A 15,384-nucleotide genomic window follows, 5' to 3' on the forward strand; every position below is an offset into this window, starting at 1 on the left:
CCGTTATGCGGCGTGCGGCCTGACCACGATGATGTGGAACGACCCTGGCAACGGCACGCCGCGCTTCTGTGATCCGACCGGAGCGGCAAGTCGCGCCGTAGGCAGGTAGAGCGTACCGTCGCGCGGATCGACCGCGCCGGTGCGGGCGCCGGGCTCCGTGGGAATGTTTGCCACCACCGCTGGGCCGCCGTTGGCATCTAGCGCGATCTCGGTCAGCACGCCGCTCTGCCCGCAGGGTACGAAGGCGAGGCGGCGCGCGGCGTCGAGGATCGCGGCGTCCGCCCCCAATCCGATATCGAGCAACTTGACGAGCTTGTGCTTGCCGGCGTCGACCACCGCCGCCTTGCCGTTGGCGCAGGCACTGATGAGCAGAGCGGTCGTGGCATCATAGGCCAATCCGCTCGGCTCGGTGCAGCCCGGCAGTGCGATCGGCACGCCTGCGGTCGCTGTGGCGAGGTTCGCCGTCTCGATCTCGCTGGCGTCCTCGTTATTGACGTAGAGCGTGCCGTCCTTGCCAAGCTGCGCGAATTCCAGACCGGGCTTAAGCGCGATGGTGCCGACGACCCTCGCCGCAGCCACATCGATCAGCGATACCGTGCCGTCCTTGGCGTTGATCACGACGGCGCGGTGCTTAGCGGCATCGTACAAGGCTGCATCGGGGTCTTTGCCGACGGCGATCTTCGCCTTTTCCACGCCGGTTGCCGGATCAATCAGCCGGACGCTGTCGTCGCGCCCGCTCGTGACCAGCAACAGGTGCTGGTCCGGGATCGGCACAACCGCGTGGCTCTTGGCGGTCGATCCGACCGATCGCACCCGAGCCGTCGCGAGGTCTGCAATGGTAACGCTGTCGGCACGCGCGACATAGACCTGGCGCGTCACGGGATCGACGCTCGTGTAGTCCCAGCCGCCATCCGGCCCGGCGATCGTACCTGCGACGGCATAGCTTGGCGTCGGCCGAGCGTCGGCAAGGGTGGGGAAGAGCAGCATCTCGATGCCGAAACCCAAAAAGTGTGAGGTGCGCATCTATCGATCCCATGCTGTACGGTCGACAATAGTCTGCGCGGTGAATATTGCAGTTTCGAGCGTTTCACCGTGTCGCCGCGCGACATTGGGATCATATAACCTGCCGCCGCTTCGGTACGCGTGCTTCGCGATTATGTTTTCCCAATCTTCCAACGGTCACATTCGCGCAATTGAAGTGTCACGCAACACCCATAGCCCCGCCGCATAGAGGCGACGGGGACCGTTACAGTTATGAAAACGATGACGACGGCGCACGCGCGCCGGCTGGGTGCGAGTGCATTCGCTATCCTCATGGCAACCACGGCTAGCGCAGCTTTCGCAGACCCGGCGCCGGCAGGGGCGGCACCGGCGGACATCGCCAAGATCGATCAGACCGGTATCGCCGAGGGTTCGGACATCGTCGTCACCGCGACTCGTGCGAACGAGATCGCGCCCGTCACCGCCTCGCTCCAGACCACGCAGCCCCAGTCGATCATCTCGCGCTCGTTCATCGAGGATTCGCTGCCCGCGACGTCCGATTTCAACCAGATCGCGCTCATCAGCCCGAGCGTGTCGGGCTATGGCAACGCCAACGGCAATGGTCTGTCGGAAAGCAAGGCGCAGATTCGCGGCTTTCAGGATGGCGAATATAACATCACCTATGACGGCGTGCCGTTCGGCGACACCAACGACCCGACGCACCATTCCAACACGTTCTTCCCCTCCAACACGATCGAGACGCTGATCGTCGATCGTGGCCCCGGCAACGCCAGCCAGCTCGGCCAGGCGACCTTCGGCGGCAACATGAACCTGTTCAGCCGCGCCACCCGCGACGACGCCAGCATCGAGGCGAAGGGCAGCTACGGCAGCTACAACACCTATCTGCTGCGCGGCGTGGCGCAGAGCGGCGCGATCGACAAGCTCGGCGGCACCGAGATCGTGCTGAGCGGGCAGCATATCAGATCGGACGGCTTGCGCAGCTACAGTCCGTTCACCTCGAACAACGTGTTCGGCAAGATCACGATCCCGGTCGGCCCGGATGCGCGGCTGACGATCCTCGGCACCTATAACGAGAACGACTTCAATCAGCCTGACAAGGACGGCGTCACGCTCGGCCAGAAGGCGCTGTACGGCCGGTATTTTAGCCTCGACAACGATCCGAATACGCAAAACTATTACAAGTACAACCACACCCACAAGACGACCGATTTCGAGATCGTCAAGTTCGAGGCGAACATCGCCCCCAACTCGACCTTCGAGAATCGCGCCTACACCTACAGCTATGACAACGAGACGCTGAGCGGCAACGACGTTACGATCTACGGTACAGCACCCACCGCAACCTCAACCGCCGCCGACATCGCCGCCGCCGTCACCAAGGCGAACGTCGTCACGCTCACGCAGGGCGGCAAGACCAGCTTCGGCGTGCCCGGCTACACCAAGACCAATCGCTACCGGATGTACGGCGATATCGCCAAGACGCGGATCGATTTCGGCTTCGGCGCGATCACCACCGGCGCGTGGATCGAATGGTCGGACACCTACCGCCAGCAGCGCGACGTCAACCTGCTGACCGGCGCGCCCAACTTCGCCGAGAAGGCGCTGACCGCGGCACAGCTTTCCGCCGCACCCGCCGGCACGATGCAGCCGCCCGCCAACGTCAAGTTCGATCAGAATTCGCACACGAACCACACCGAGGAGTTCGTCGAACTCGAACTGCGCCCGCTGCCGGGGCTGAAGATCACGCCCGGCTTCAAGCATGTCGATTTCAACCGCAAGGTCGATGCGCTCTACAACCAGACGACACGCTTCGCGCAGCGCACCAGCGATACCTACAGTGCCAACCTGCCGTTCGCGACCGTGAACTATGCGGTGACGGATTCGCTCGCCGCCTATTTCCAATATGCGCGCGGCTTCCTCGCGCCGGCGCTGAGCGCGCTGTACGTCGCCAATCCCGGCTTCTCGACCATCGCGCCGGAACGCTCGACCAACTATCAGGGCGGTGTCGTCTATCACGGTGGCAATATCTCGGTCGATGCCGACGTCTACAAGATCGATTTCAGCAACAAGTTCGCGTCGTTCGTCTCGCCCGATCCAACCGTCGGCACGATCTTCATCAATCAGGGCGCGGTGCAGTATAAGGGCGTCGAAGGGCAGATCACTTACGCGCTGCCACGCGGCTTCGCGGTGTTCGCCAACGGTTCGCGCAACTACGCCAAGACTGACAATCCCGGCGCAATGAAGCTCCAAGTCGCCAACGCGCCCGAATTTACGGCGGCGGGCGGCGTCCTCTACAAGCAGGGACCGATCCGCTTCTCGCTGATCGACAAATATATCGGCCGCCAGTGGTTCACCGATCCGACCGCCGTCACCAACGCTGCGACGCTTGCAACGTACAATTCGTATCGCAGCAAGGGGTATAACTCCGCGATCCTATCGGTACGCTACGACCTCGGCCCGGTGCGTGTCGGCTTCGAGGTCAACAACCTATTCGACGACAAATCGGTCACCAACATCAGCACCGGTAAAAGCGCGCCGTACGATCAGTACATATTCAATACCGGACGGGCCTACACCGGCGACATCACCGTCACCTTCTGATCCTGACAGCGGGGTTCTCGGCACCGCAACCCACCGCCGCACGTCGCGCTATTTTAGCCGCGACGTTGCCGACCACCCGGCCTTGGGGTCTTCGCGCCCGCGCGGTGACGTCGCTGGCCTTAATCGAACCTGCGCTGAAAGCGAATTGGAGCAAACTCGAGCCGTTCAGAAGGCTGCGTGCTGAGAGATGGCATCAGGCGGAGACGATTTGAACACGAATAATCGGCATTGGGCGATTAGCGACCGCCCGTTTTTCTCATCGAAAGTAGACGGTCGGCTTTCGAATCGCAGGGCGCGCGCGCCCTGCGCCAGTCCTGGCTGAATGTCTTGGTCTGGTGAATTCCAGATGGGCGGCTTTGGGGCGCAAGCGGTCGAAAGTTGCCCCTGTCTATATGAGGGCGCGCCCTGGCAGTCGCTCGTGAGGATTGGGCGCTTCTTGCGTTCGTCCGCGCGCTGCTTCGATCAGAGGCTGCGCAGCTCGAGCGTAGGCAGCAAAGCTGACCGGCGTAGCGCCCACGCCATCACGCATCAGGTAGACCGCCTTATCATCGGCGTTCAGGATGATGTCCACATCATGCGCGAACACGTAATTCAGCCAGACGCCGACGTTATCGTCGACCCACCCCCCAGTTAGGATGTGGCTTGCGAAGTTCCAGCACCAACGGGCTCCAGATCGCTACACCTGCTTGGCTTTGCGCAAGCTCGTCCAATGCAGCGTTGATCGCGAGCTTCACCTCCTGCTCCTGCCTGTTGACGGAGATGCGGTCAGCTTAAGAGGCGGCGCATCAAAGAGCGGAGAGCGCGAAGATTGTGAGGCCAAGCGCCACGGTAAGAACAGAAATGACGAGAGCAGCAATCAGCCGCACATTGAAAACCCGCTTATTTCGCTCTGTTCTGCCGTGCAACAACGCTACTCCCCGGCGGGACGTTACCACTTAGCAGTCGATAAACATTTAAGCCGACGTAGTTGCCCTTGTCTCGCTGGGAAGTGCCCAAGGATCTGATTCATCCCTGAACGGAAGTCCTCTTCCGGGAGCGGAGATCCTGCTACGAGTGGCGAGTTATGGGTCGTAGAGGCGGTGCCGTCTACCGCACGTCCTTCGTGGCGAGCCTGCCGCCCGTCCATGCTAAAACGAGCGGCACCTTAATGTTGATGTGCGGCGGCAATATCACTTGGGAAAATGGATCCCACAAAGCTTATTGCCATCGGGGTCGCGAAAATAGGCGAGCTCGATCGTCCCCATCGACGCAGTCTCGCGTGGTCCAGGCGGTGCTTCGATCGAGGTGCCGCCATTGGCAACGGCGGCATCGTGAAGCTGCTTCACTTGCTCAGGTGAGTTGCATGAAAAGGCAACGGTACTGCCGTTCGCAACGGTCGCAGGTTCATCGTTGATCGGCTGGCTGACGATGAAGTTCGTTTCGTTGCCATTATTGTAGATGAGCCGGGTGTGGCCGCTGTCGGCGATATTCCGCATCGGTTCACCGACGCCGAGTATGCCGAGCACCGTATCATAGAATCGCTTCGATCGTTCGATGTCGTTCGATCCGACCATAGTATGAAACAGCATGCTTTTTCTCCTGCTCAAGGCATTATTCGATAGATACCGGTGATGTGGACGCTACGGGCGGTCATCCAGTTCCGGAACACCGCTCTGCCCGTAGGCGTAGGCAGGGTGCATCCGAACGGCAAGGCAATCGCTGCTGTCGAGGCGATGCTGCCTGCGATCGAAGGTATTTTGAACGTAGAGCTGACGCGGTGACACCGGCGAAAACAGCGGAACCTTGCCGTTCATAAAGCAGCCAATCTGAAACTGGATCAGATTGTAAACGAATGGCGGGTTTTGGGAAGTGGACGGAGTGGCCCGAATGGCAACTTCTGGGTCTTGTGACACTAATGGTTTAATAACGCGCTGCTCAAATGCCAAGTGTTGCAGAGTGACCGTCTCCGGCATTGAATGTACAGCGCCGCCAAGCCGCCCTTGGCGTGATAAGACTGTCCCAGTATGCTGACCCTGACAGCTTATAGGGTATTACGTCACCAATCGGCTGCGGCTTGCTGCGAGGGAACCGGTCAAGCGTGCCCTTATCTCGCTGATATCGTCGAAAGCCAAGCGCGTTGGCTGAATATCATGATCTTCTACGCGAGCAGACCATGAGGCCTGACGCGCGCGATCGGGTTCAAACCCGGCCCGGTGTGGCGCGTCGCGAGCAGGTTGGCCAGAGCAACGCCAGTTGAACCTTTCGTCAAACACAAATGCACGATACGGACAATGCTTACCAAGCCGCAAGAAACTGATCTATGCTTGAAAGTCCTCTCGAAACGCGCCTCTCGCGCCATCTAGCGCTTACCTTTTCGGAACGTGACGCATTGCGCTCGCTTGAACGCCGCCAACGCACCTTCCGGTCTGGGGACGTTGTCGTTCACGAAGGTGAGAGCTGTGACAGCCTCTATATCGTGGCAAGCGGCTGGTTGCATGGCTCGGTAAAGCTCAAGAATGGCGGTCGGCAGATCCTGCGCTTCTATTTCGTCGGCGACATCACCGCGACCTTCTCAATCGCGTGGGGATATAGCGCCGCAACGCTGCGAGCGGTGAGCGAAACAACACTATTCGAAATGCCCAAGGCGGCGTTTGGGCGGCTATTCCGCGATCATCCGCGGCTGGGGGCATTGCTGTTCGCAGTGGCGGCGTCGGAACAGGTTGCAATGGCAGACCGGCTGACATCGGTCGGGCGCACCGATGGATTTACGCGCATAGCCACGCTACTCCTCGACATTCGCTCGCGTTTGCGCGTGGTCGATGGTCATGCGGGATCGACATTCGAGCTCCCATTGACCCAGCAGGATCTCGGCGACTCGGTCGGGCTAACCAAGACGCATGTCAGCCGCTCGCTCAAGGCTCTCGAGAAAACCGGTCTGGTCGAACGCAATGCGCGCATAATCCGTATCAATGATGTCGACCAACTCGCCACGCTGGTCGATTTTCACGATCGCCATGGCGAAGTCGCGACCGACTGGTTGCCCCCGGTTGGCGCGCGTGGTGACATGGATCACCCCGAAATGCGCGTGCGGGGACATATGTAACTGCCGAGGAACTTTTTCGCGCTGCGCGCCCGATTCTGAGAAGTCCATCGCTGCCAACTGGTTAACGATCCCTCGGCCCATGGCGGGCCGAAGTAGGGATCAGACATGGCAGAACGGCTTGGCGTGGCGATTGTAGGTGTAGGTGGCGCCGTCGCTACCACCGCTATCGCGGGTATCGAAATGATTAAGGCAGGGTCGAACAGCCTCAACGGGCTTCCTCTCGCCAATCGCGATGTGGCCGGCATGATCGCATACCGTGATCTGGAATTTGGCGGATGGGATCTGACTGAGGATTCACTCGGCGCGTGCGCAATGCGGCACGGCGTGATCGGCGACAGGGAACTTGCCGACGGTGCCGCCGCGCTTAACACCATGCGCCCGTGGAAGGCGGTGGGCAGTACTGCATACTGCGCCAATATCGATGGCAGCAACAAGCTCGAGAGCGGCCACCGCGCTGCCATCCAGCAGATTCAGTCCGACTTGCGTCAATTCTGCGCCGAGAAAGGACTCGACCGTGTCGTCGTCGTCAACCTCGCGTCAACCGAGCGTGTCCCGCATGCCGATGATGCCGCGCTGCAATCACGCGAAGCGTTCGAGCGCGGGCTGGACGAGGATGACGCCGCAATCAGTCCGGCAATGCTCTACGCCTATGCCGCGATTGACGCGGGCACGCCCTACGCTAATTTCACGCCGTCGGTCGCCGCCGACATCGCGCCGCTCGCCGAGTTCGCAGCGGAGCGCAACGTCCCCGTCGCTGGCAAGGATGGCAAGACCGGGCAGACATTCATGAAGACGGTGATTGCGCCGGCGCTGCGCGACCGTGCGCTCCACGTCGATGGTTGGTTCTCGACCAATATCCTGGGCAATTCGGACGGTCTCGCGCTCGACGATCCCAAGTCGCTTGCGTCGAAGCTCGGCACCAAGGGTAGCGTACTCAACGACATCCTCGGCTATCCGGTCGAGGATCACATCATCATGATCCATTATTATCGCCCGCGCGGCGATGACAAGGAAGCGTGGGACAACATTGATTTGACCGGCTTCATGGGCCAGAAAATGCAACTCAAGCTCAACTTCCTGTGCAAGGACTCGATCCTCGCAGCTCCGCTTGCGATCGAGATTGCGCGGTGTCTCGATCTTGCGCAGCAGCGCGGCGAAGGCGGCGTGCAGGATCAAATGGGGTTGTTTTTCAAGCTTCCGCAGACGAGCAGCGGGCGCAAGCCGGTCCATGCGGTCCCCGAGCAGCAGGCGATTTTAGATCACTGGCTCGACGGCAAGACCGCGTGAACCAAATGCCCCTGTCTGGCGCGGCGGAGGGTCTAGTACCCTCCGCCGAATTGACGCCCGCCGCGCTGCCGTTCCTGCGCGAGCTAGGCGATCTTAAGCGGGTCTTCTCCGCGCAGGCGCCTGGATCGATCGCGGAACGTTTGTTCGCCCTTGGCTGGGCGGCGCTGGTGCGCGGCGACGCTCCTGCGGAGGTGATGGAACAGGTGACCGGTGCCGCGCTGGTATCGGCGCGGCTGGGGGATCTCGACCTTGCGACACTGAACAGGCTCGGGCTCGGCGACGATGCGGTGACGGTGCTCGAACGCGCATTCGACGAAGTTACCCACGACCTTAATCCCGCGCTGGCGCAGCGGCTGCGTGCCGCGCTTGCGCGGGGACGCCCCGTGCCGGGCCCGGTGCCAAGCTTCGTTGGCAAGCTCGCGCATCAGCCCCGCGCGGGTGTTACCTGCCCCGGGCATCCCCGAATCCTGTTGCAGCCCGCGGAAAATCACGCCGAGCATTGCCTGATGGTCGCGGTATATGGCGTGCTTGCCAGTCCGTGGCACGGCGCGGACCCGGTCTCAGTGTTTCTTGCGGGCATGGCGCACCATTTCCACAATGCCGACATGCCCGACAGCGGCTATTCGGGCGAGATACTGCTCGGCGACCGCCTCGACACCGCGATTGCGACCGCGCGGCAGGCATGTCTTGATGAACTCGCTGCAACCGCGCCTGACCTCGCACTGGTGATAACGGCGGCGCTCGCGCCAATTGGTGGCGACGTCACGCCAGAAGCGCGCGCGTTCCACGTCGCCGACGTGCTCGACCGCGTGCTCGAGATCGAGCAGCATCTTCGCGCGGCAGGGCTGACGATGCAGGTCGTGCTTCACGATTACGGGCTGGTCCATGATGGCCCGGCAAAAACTTTCCACGACCGCATCCTTGCCGACGCCGGGCTCGCCTAATGCCCGCACTGGCGTTTACCGAGATGCCGCTGGTATCCCCTGTCACGGGGCAAACGCTTGCCTATGACACGCTGCATTCGCTCGCCGCGCCGGGGGAGCGCTGGCCGGTGGTGGATGGCATCCCCTATCTACGCGTCGATAGCGAAGGGCTTGCCGCAGTCGCACTCGACCATCTCGACGCGGGCTGCCCCGACGATGCGCTGATTGCGCTTCTCACAGATCAGGATGCGTGGTGGACCGGACCCGCGACCAACTTGACCGAACTTACGCGGCTTGTCCGCGAACGCGAAACGCTATCGCTGCGCGAGGCGATGGCGTTGCTGCGGCTGGGCCCGGTCGCGGATTATTTCGCTTATCGCTGGAGCGATCCGACCTATCTCGCGGGGCTGGCGCTGCTCGAAATGCAGGCGACGCCTACCGGAGTCGCGTTCGAGCTGGCGTGTGGAATTGGCCATTATCTCCGCGAGCTCACGCGGCGCGGCATCGAATGCCTCGGCGCGGATGTGGTGTTCGCCAAATGCTGGCTTGCAAAAAACTGGGTCGCCCCCGGGGCGCACTACGTCGTTTTCGATGCCGCCGCGCAATGGCCAGTTGTGCACACGCGGTTCGGTCTCGTGATGTGTCACGACGCCTTCTATTTCCTGCCCGATCAGACGGAGGTGGCCGCCCGGTTGCGCAACGCCCTCACTGAAGGGGGAACGCTCGCAATAAGTCATCTGCACAATTCGGAGCACGCCGGAGGCGCAATGGGGCCGGCATTGTCCGCTTCAGGTTGGGCTGCGCTTTTCCCTGACGCACAGGTCTATGACGAACGCGCGTTGCTTGTTGCGTTGCTCGGGGGCACGGTTGCCGCCCCGAGTGGCTGGACACCGGAACCCTCTGTTGAAGCGTGGTCGCTGGTCGAAGGAGCGGGGCCGCCGCGTCCGATTGCACGGGGGTTAGCCATGCCGCCTGACGGAGCCGTGCTGCGGCGCAATCCGCTGCTTGGCGACGATGGATCGGTTCGCTGGCCGTCAAAGCGGTATCAGGACGAATACGCTGCGGGCTGCTTCTGGGCAGATCCTGCCGGCGCCTCGCCGTTCAACGCGGATGACGTCCGCCTGAGGCGCCTTGTCGATTTGCCGGAGCGATGGTGATGCGGTGGGGAATCGTAGGCTTTGGCTGGGTAGCACGCGATTACATGGTCCCCGGAATTGTCGCGGCGGGCGGGGCAGTGACGGCGGTAGCCGATCCTTCCCCGGAAGCGCGCGCGCGGGCGAAACGAATTGGGATCGTCGCTTTCGAGACAACTGAAGCGATGCTGACGTCGGGTTTGTGCGACCTCGTTTATATCGCGACGCCCAACGATGCGCATCTCGCCCCCGTCCGCGCTTGCGCGGCGGCGGGGATCCCAATGCTGTGTGAGAAACCGCTCGCCGCCTCGCTCAAGCAGGGCGAGGCGATGGCGGCTGCGGTTAAAGACGGCCCGCTCTACGGCACCGCGTTCGACCAGCGGCATCACCCCGCACATCGCCGGATCGCGGAAGCCGTCGCGAACGATGCGATCGGTCGCCCCGTTGCGATCCGTATCCTATACGCTTGTTGGGTCGACCCCGACTGGACTCCCGATGGCGGCGCGCACGACAACTGGCGCGCCGATCCGGTCCGCGCGGGCGGTGGTGCGGTGATCGATCTTGCGCTGCACGGGCTCGACCTCGCCGAGTGTCTGCTGGGTGAACCACTGATCGACCTGTCGATTGCATTGCAAAGCCGAATTCATGCCTATGCGGTCGACGACGGTGGGATGCTCTCTGCCCGCTCGGCGTCGGGCGCGCTGTTCCAAAGCCATGTCGCCTATAACTGCGCGGAGAACCTACCGCGCCGTAGGCTCGAGGTCCTTGGCGAGCGCGGGTTGCTTATCGCTACCAACACAATGGGTCAGACCGCGGGCGGCACTCTGGTGCAGCAATGCGGCAGCACCGGCGCGCAGACGTCGCTCACCTTTGACACTGCGACCTCGCCCTTCGCTGCGCAGGCTGCTGCGTTCATGGCGGCGGCATGTGGCGAACCGCATGATTTTTCGATGCCCCGCGATCTGGCGCTGATGCGCTTATTCGACCGGGCCTATCAGAAAGCACGATCATGCCTTTAAGCTGGTTCGCCTGCGCCAATTGCGGGTTCTGGCAGCGTCATTTTGCGCCGCCTGATTGCCCCGTCTGCACCGATGTCCGCAACGATCTGCCCGAGGATGGCTGGTGCTTCCTCCCCGAAGCCGACGTCGCCGCAACGCATGGCGGGTCCGCGCGCGAGGTCGCACCTGGCCTGTGGGCGTTCACCACCAGTCCCACGCTCGGGCTCGGCGGGACCGGCTGGCTGATTGTGCGCGACGGCGGCAACATCGCGTTCGAGGCGGCGCCTTATTACTCGGTCGCGATGCTAGCGCAGATCGAGGCGCTCGGCGGTATTGCGTTCCTCGCGGCGAGCCATGCGCATGGATACGGCGCGCTGTTCCAGCTCCAGTACCTGTTCGACCCCGAGGTGGTCGCGATTCAGCGCGACGACCTCCAGCTGACCAAGGCGTTCCGAGTCACCATGCCATACGACGACACACTAGAACTCGCGCCAGGGTACACGCTCTATCATGTCGGCGGGCATTACGAGGGGCAGGCTGCGCTTCACGATGCACCGGGACGCCGCCTGTTCTGCGGCGACATGTTCAAGATCGACCAGGATCCCGCCGGTCGGTCACTCGCAATTTCGAGCCACAAAGCGTTTCATAAGGATATTCCGCTGACTCACGCTGAACTCCGCCGCTACCGTGAAGCCATCGCCCCGCTCGATTTCGACGCGGTGCTGACCCCGTTCGAATATGCCCCCGAAGTCGATCGCGCGGTTACGCTTGCCGCGCTCGACGATGGACTTGCGCGTGCGCCGGGCGTGCAGAGGTTTGCGCTGTGAGGATCGGGCTCTCCGCCGATCTCGGCCCCGCCGCGCGCGCCTATCTCGATGCGTTTCCCAAAGGCGATGTCATCGCCTTCCCAATCCATCCGCTCGACCGGCTCGGCATTCCCGTCTGGGTCGTCGCGCTGTTCCCGGAGGATCCCGCGCTTGGCGGGATTATGCCCTACGGCGTCGGTTATGGCGCGACCGACGAAGCTGCAGTGCTCGGCGGGCTTGGCGAGATCGCCGAGATGGTGTGGCCGACGCTGACGCTCGGCGCGCGCGGCAAGACGCGCGGGAGCTATGCCGATCTGGTCCGCAGCCTCGGCGCACACGCGGTCGCCGATCCGCTAACGCTGTGCCTGCCTGCGGGGTCACCAGTCGATCATGAAACGGTGCTCGAATGGGTCGAGGCCAGACGCTGGGCGGATGGCTCCAGCGTGCTGGTCCCAATTGACCTCGCGGCCTATTCGTCAAAGGAACTGACCCCGGGTTACCAGCCGTTCACAACGATCATCTCGAACGGGATGGGCGCCGGTCCCGATCTCGACTGGGCAATCGGGCACGGGCTGTGCGAGATTCTCCAGCGCGACGGCAACGGCCTGTTGTTTCGCGCGCTCGACCGTGGGGTTATGCTCGATCTCGACACCAGCCTTGCGCCTTCGACCACCGCGATTCTCGAGCGGTTCGAGGCGGCGGGAATCCGCGCGATGCCTAAGTTCGCCACCGATCAGTTTGGAATGCCAAACCTTTACTGCGTCGGAATTGATGAACACACGCCCCCCGCCGCGCCGATCATGGTGACCGCTTGCGGAGAAGCGTGTCACTCCGACCGCACCGCCGCGCTCGACAAGTGCCTGACTGAATTTGCCGCAAGCCGTGCGCGCAAGGCTTTCGCGCATGGCCCAGCCGATCTCGTCGCACAGGTCGCACCCGCTGATTATGTCGCGCGGTTCATGGCGCAAGCCGGGGGTGCCGCCAAATCAAGTGACAGCCGCGCGTTCGATGCGATGCGCGACTGGACTGGGCGGGACGCCGCGACCTTGCGGGGGTGGCTCGCCGAATCGGTTCTGTCCGAACGCGGATCGCATAGCTTCGACGCATTGCCGACGCTGCCCACACCCGACGGCCATGCGCGCGCCGCCGCGGCGCGTGCGGCGGTCGAGGCGGCGGGGTTCGACGTGCTTTATGTCGACATGTCGCCCGCCGACCTCGCGATATCGGTGGTCAAGGTCATCGTCCCCGGCATGGAGGTCGAAACGATGAGCTATTACCGGATCGGCGCGCGCAACACTGAAAAGCTGCTTGCGCTCGACTCGCCGCTGATCAAGTTTGGCGTAAACGAAAGCCAGACTCTGCGCCGAGTCCGGCTGACCCCAGCGGATGCGGAGCGCCTGGGCAACCCGCTGTTCGACACCGCCGTCGCCGACGCGCTCGTCGGCCCACTGTACCCACTCTACCGCGAGCCCGAGGCGCATCACGTTGCCTTCGCCGACGAACGGAGGCGCGCATGAGCCTGCGCTACGCTTACAACACCAATGGCGCGGCAAACCATCGGCTCGACGATGCACTCCGGCTGATCGCGGACTCGGGCTATGCCGGCGTCGCGCTAACGCTCGATCATCATCACCTCGATCCATTCGCGTCCCGCTGGGAGCAGGAAGCCGACCGTGTCGCCGCGTTACTCGACACGCTGTCGCTCGGCAGCGTGATAGAGACCGGCGCGCGCTTTCTGCTCGATCCGCACAAGAAGCACGAGCCGACGCTGATTACCCCCGATGCGGACGGTCGCGCCCGACGCGTAACGTTCCTGTGCCGCGCGCTCGACGTGGCGGCGCGGCTCGGGAGCGAGACGGTGTCGTTCTGGGCGGGAGTGCCGTTGGCCGGTGTCGATCCCGCCGAGGCGCGATCATGGCTCGACGCCGGACTAGAACAAGTGCTCGATCATGCCGAGCGGGTCGGTGTCGACGCGAGCTTTGAACCCGAGCCGGGAATGCTCATCGAGACGGTCGGCGATTACGACGCACTTGTCGCACGGCACCCGCGGCTTCGGCTCGCGCTCGATACCGGTCATTGTCTCGTCACCCAGGATATCGAACCCGCCGACGCGGTCCGCGACTATGCCACGCGGATCGGCACCGTGGCGGTGGAGGATATGCGTCGTGGCGACCATACGCATCTCCCTTTCGGGGAAGGTGACATGGACATGCCCGCGGTGCTCACCGCGCTCAAGGCGATCAACTTCACCCGACTGGTTTGCGTCGAACTTGGGCGGGAAAGCCCGCGCGCACATGCCGCCATTCCGGAATCGATCGCCTATCTGCGGAGCATTGAGGCATGAGGATTTGCTTCGTCTCCCGCCGTTTCTTCCCGGCAATTTCAGGCATGTCGATCTATGCGATCAACCTGCTGCGCCAACTCGTCGCTGGTGGCCACGATGTCACGATGATCAGCCAATATTACGGTGATCCCGCACGTGCATCCGTCTATGGCGGTGGCCCGCCGCCCGCGGTACCGGGTGTACGCGTCCTCGGCCTTGAAGCGGTGGGCGAGCAGGCAAACGGCAATTTTGAACGTGATATAGACGGAATTGTTGATGCGATCGCGCTTGAGCACGCGCGTGCCCCTTTCGACATCCTACACGCTCAGTACGGCTATCCAACCGGCTGGGCGACCATGATCGCGGCCCGTCGCTTTGGTTTGCCCTGCGTCGTATCAATTCAGGGCGGCGACGGTCACTGGGTCGGCTCGTGCTGCGAGACGCACCGGCTCGCGATGGTACGCGTGCTTGATCATGCGGGAGCGTTGCTGATTGGCGGCGACAGCTTCGCGGGCGAAGTCCACGAACGCCTTGGCACCGCGCTCGACCGGTTTACAATCGTTCCGGGTGCAGTCGACACCTCCCATTTCACGCCAGCACTCAAGAACGAAACCGAAGGTCCGGTTCGCTTGCTGTATCATGGCCGGGTCGACGCCCGCAAAGGCGTGCTGGACTTTTTGCAAGCATTACCGGACGTACATGGCAACTGGCGTGCAACCATCTCTGGCATTGGCCCCGACGTCGAACGCGCGAAGGTGCTTGCCACCGAACTTGGGCTTGCTGATCTCGTGATGTTCAGCGGGTATGCGGAATATGACGCGGTCCCCGAACTGTACCGAGCGCACGACGTCTTCGTGTCGCCGACTTATGCCGAAGGGTTCTCGAACACGATTCTTGAGGCGATGGCGTGCGGTCTTGCGGTCGTCTCGTGCCATGCCGTGGGCGTGGTCGACTGCGTCCGCGATGACGAGAATGGGATGCTGACCGATCCCGGCGATGTGCCTGCGCTGGCGGCCTCGCTGACCAGCGTCATTATCGACGCGGACCGGCGCGCGCGCTTGGCGAGGGCTGCACTAGCCGAATGCCGCCGGGTGTATAGCTGGGAAGCCGTCGGGCGGCAGATCAGCGGAATCTACCACAGCCTGCATGACCGCCCGCAAAGCCCGTTCGACGCAACGTTGCCGGTCACTCCCTGCCGCTTTCGCAGCGAGCCACATCTGCTGTGACCG

13 protein-coding genes are annotated in these 15,384 nt (G+C 62.7%); 10 read left to right on the plus strand and 3 right to left on the minus strand.

Translation table 11 applies throughout. The features are described from left to right. Positions 1–3 precede the first annotated feature (3 nt). A complete protein-coding gene (locus L8F97_RS15700) occupies positions 4–1,023 on the minus strand; it encodes a YncE family protein (RefSeq protein ID WP_242152239.1) in 1,020 nt (339 codons plus the stop codon). A 291-nt stretch (positions 1,024–1,314) separates the two neighbouring features. Between L8F97_RS15700 and L8F97_RS15705 the strand changes: the two genes are divergently transcribed. Next, positions 1,315–3,603: a TonB-dependent receptor gene (locus tag L8F97_RS15705; protein ID WP_242152242.1), complete on the plus strand. Its 2,289-nt coding sequence runs from the start codon at positions 1,315–1,317 to the stop codon at positions 3,601–3,603. 1,169 nt (positions 3,604–4,772) lie between these two features. Here the strand turns inward: L8F97_RS15705 and L8F97_RS15710 are convergent. Then, complete coding sequence (locus L8F97_RS15710) at positions 4,773–5,171, minus strand: VOC family protein (protein ID WP_242152245.1); 399 nt, start codon at positions 5,169–5,171, stop codon at positions 4,773–4,775. A gap of 51 nt (positions 5,172–5,222) precedes the next feature. Continuing rightward, positions 5,223–5,555: a hypothetical protein gene (locus L8F97_RS15715; RefSeq protein WP_242152248.1), complete on the minus strand. Its 333-nt coding sequence runs from the start codon at positions 5,553–5,555 to the stop codon at positions 5,223–5,225. A gap of 347 nt (positions 5,556–5,902) precedes the next feature. Here L8F97_RS15715 and L8F97_RS15720 point away from each other — a divergent pair, with 347 nt between their 5' ends. The 9 genes from L8F97_RS15720 (at position 5,903) to L8F97_RS15760 (ending at position 15,381) form a co-directional block, all read left to right on the plus strand. Continuing rightward, the gene (locus tag L8F97_RS15720) at positions 5,903–6,685 is read left to right on the plus strand and encodes a Crp/Fnr family transcriptional regulator (RefSeq protein ID WP_242152251.1); all 783 of its coding nucleotides are present in this window, start codon (positions 5,903–5,905) and stop codon (positions 6,683–6,685) included. 105 nt (positions 6,686–6,790) lie between these two features. Beyond that, the gene (locus L8F97_RS15725) at positions 6,791–7,972 is read left to right on the plus strand and encodes an inositol-3-phosphate synthase (protein ID WP_242152254.1); all 1,182 of its coding nucleotides are present in this window, start codon (positions 6,791–6,793) and stop codon (positions 7,970–7,972) included. A 5-nt stretch (positions 7,973–7,977) separates the two neighbouring features. Beyond that, positions 7,978–8,916 (plus strand): hypothetical protein, encoded by a 939-nt coding sequence (locus L8F97_RS15730; RefSeq protein ID WP_242152349.1) that lies wholly within the window; start codon positions 7,978–7,980, stop codon positions 8,914–8,916. Then, positions 8,916–10,052 carry a class I SAM-dependent methyltransferase gene (locus tag L8F97_RS15735; RefSeq protein ID WP_242152257.1) on the plus strand — a complete coding sequence of 379 codons (1,137 nt, stop codon included), beginning with the start codon at positions 8,916–8,918 and terminating at the stop codon, positions 10,050–10,052. The genes L8F97_RS15730 and L8F97_RS15735 overlap by 1 nt, the downstream gene beginning before the upstream one ends. Next, on the plus strand, positions 10,052–11,047 hold the full coding sequence (locus L8F97_RS15740) for a Gfo/Idh/MocA family protein (protein ID WP_242152260.1): 996 nt from the start codon (positions 10,052–10,054) through the stop codon (positions 11,045–11,047). The genes L8F97_RS15735 and L8F97_RS15740 overlap by 1 nt, the downstream gene beginning before the upstream one ends. Beyond that, positions 11,038–11,853, plus strand: a complete 816-nt coding sequence (locus L8F97_RS15745) for a hypothetical protein (RefSeq protein ID WP_242152263.1) — start codon at positions 11,038–11,040, stop codon at positions 11,851–11,853. Before L8F97_RS15740 ends, L8F97_RS15745 begins: the two co-directional genes overlap by 10 nt. After that, entirely contained in the window at positions 11,850–13,349 is a 1,500-nt protein-coding gene (locus L8F97_RS15750) for a YcaO-like family protein (protein ID WP_242152264.1), read from the plus strand. Before L8F97_RS15745 ends, L8F97_RS15750 begins: the two co-directional genes overlap by 4 nt. Further along, entirely contained in the window at positions 13,346–14,176 is an 831-nt protein-coding gene (locus L8F97_RS15755; protein WP_242152267.1) for a sugar phosphate isomerase/epimerase family protein, read from the plus strand. The genes L8F97_RS15750 and L8F97_RS15755 overlap by 4 nt, the downstream gene beginning before the upstream one ends. After that, positions 14,173–15,381, plus strand: coding sequence for a glycosyltransferase family 4 protein (locus tag L8F97_RS15760; protein WP_242152269.1), 1,209 nt, complete (start codon positions 14,173–14,175; stop codon positions 15,379–15,381). The genes L8F97_RS15755 and L8F97_RS15760 overlap by 4 nt, the downstream gene beginning before the upstream one ends. The last annotated feature ends 3 nt before the right edge of the window (positions 15,382–15,384 follow it).

Origin of the sequence: Sphingomonas sp. BAUL-RG-20F-R05-02, from assembly GCF_022662305.1 — a bacterium.
GTDB lineage: Bacteria > Pseudomonadota > Alphaproteobacteria > Sphingomonadales > Sphingomonadaceae > Sphingomonas.

Bases quoted from the DNA above. Each gene is read 5' to 3' on its own strand.
- L8F97_RS15700 (WP_242152239.1), bottom strand. From the start codon at position 1,023: ATGCGCACCTCACACTTTTTGGGTTTCGGCATCGAGATGCTGCTCTTC.
- L8F97_RS15705 (WP_242152242.1), top strand. From the start codon at position 1,315: ATGGCAACCACGGCTAGCGCAGCTTTCGCAGACCCGGCGCCGGCAGGG.
- L8F97_RS15710 (WP_242152245.1), bottom strand. From the start codon at position 5,171: ATGCTGTTTCATACTATGGTCGGATCGAACGACATCGAACGATCGAAG.
- L8F97_RS15715 (WP_242152248.1), bottom strand. From the start codon at position 5,555: ATGCCGGAGACGGTCACTCTGCAACACTTGGCATTTGAGCAGCGCGTT.
- L8F97_RS15720 (WP_242152251.1), top strand. From the start codon at position 5,903: ATGCTTGAAAGTCCTCTCGAAACGCGCCTCTCGCGCCATCTAGCGCTT.
- L8F97_RS15725 (WP_242152254.1), top strand. From the start codon at position 6,791: ATGGCAGAACGGCTTGGCGTGGCGATTGTAGGTGTAGGTGGCGCCGTC.
- L8F97_RS15730 (WP_242152349.1), top strand. From the start codon at position 7,978: ATGCCCCTGTCTGGCGCGGCGGAGGGTCTAGTACCCTCCGCCGAATTG.
- L8F97_RS15735 (WP_242152257.1), top strand. From the start codon at position 8,916: ATGCCCGCACTGGCGTTTACCGAGATGCCGCTGGTATCCCCTGTCACG.
- L8F97_RS15740 (WP_242152260.1), top strand. From the start codon at position 10,052: ATGCGGTGGGGAATCGTAGGCTTTGGCTGGGTAGCACGCGATTACATG.
- L8F97_RS15745 (WP_242152263.1), top strand. From the start codon at position 11,038: ATGCCTTTAAGCTGGTTCGCCTGCGCCAATTGCGGGTTCTGGCAGCGT.
- L8F97_RS15755 (WP_242152267.1), top strand. From the start codon at position 13,346: ATGAGCCTGCGCTACGCTTACAACACCAATGGCGCGGCAAACCATCGG.
- L8F97_RS15760 (WP_242152269.1), top strand. From the start codon at position 14,173: ATGAGGATTTGCTTCGTCTCCCGCCGTTTCTTCCCGGCAATTTCAGGC.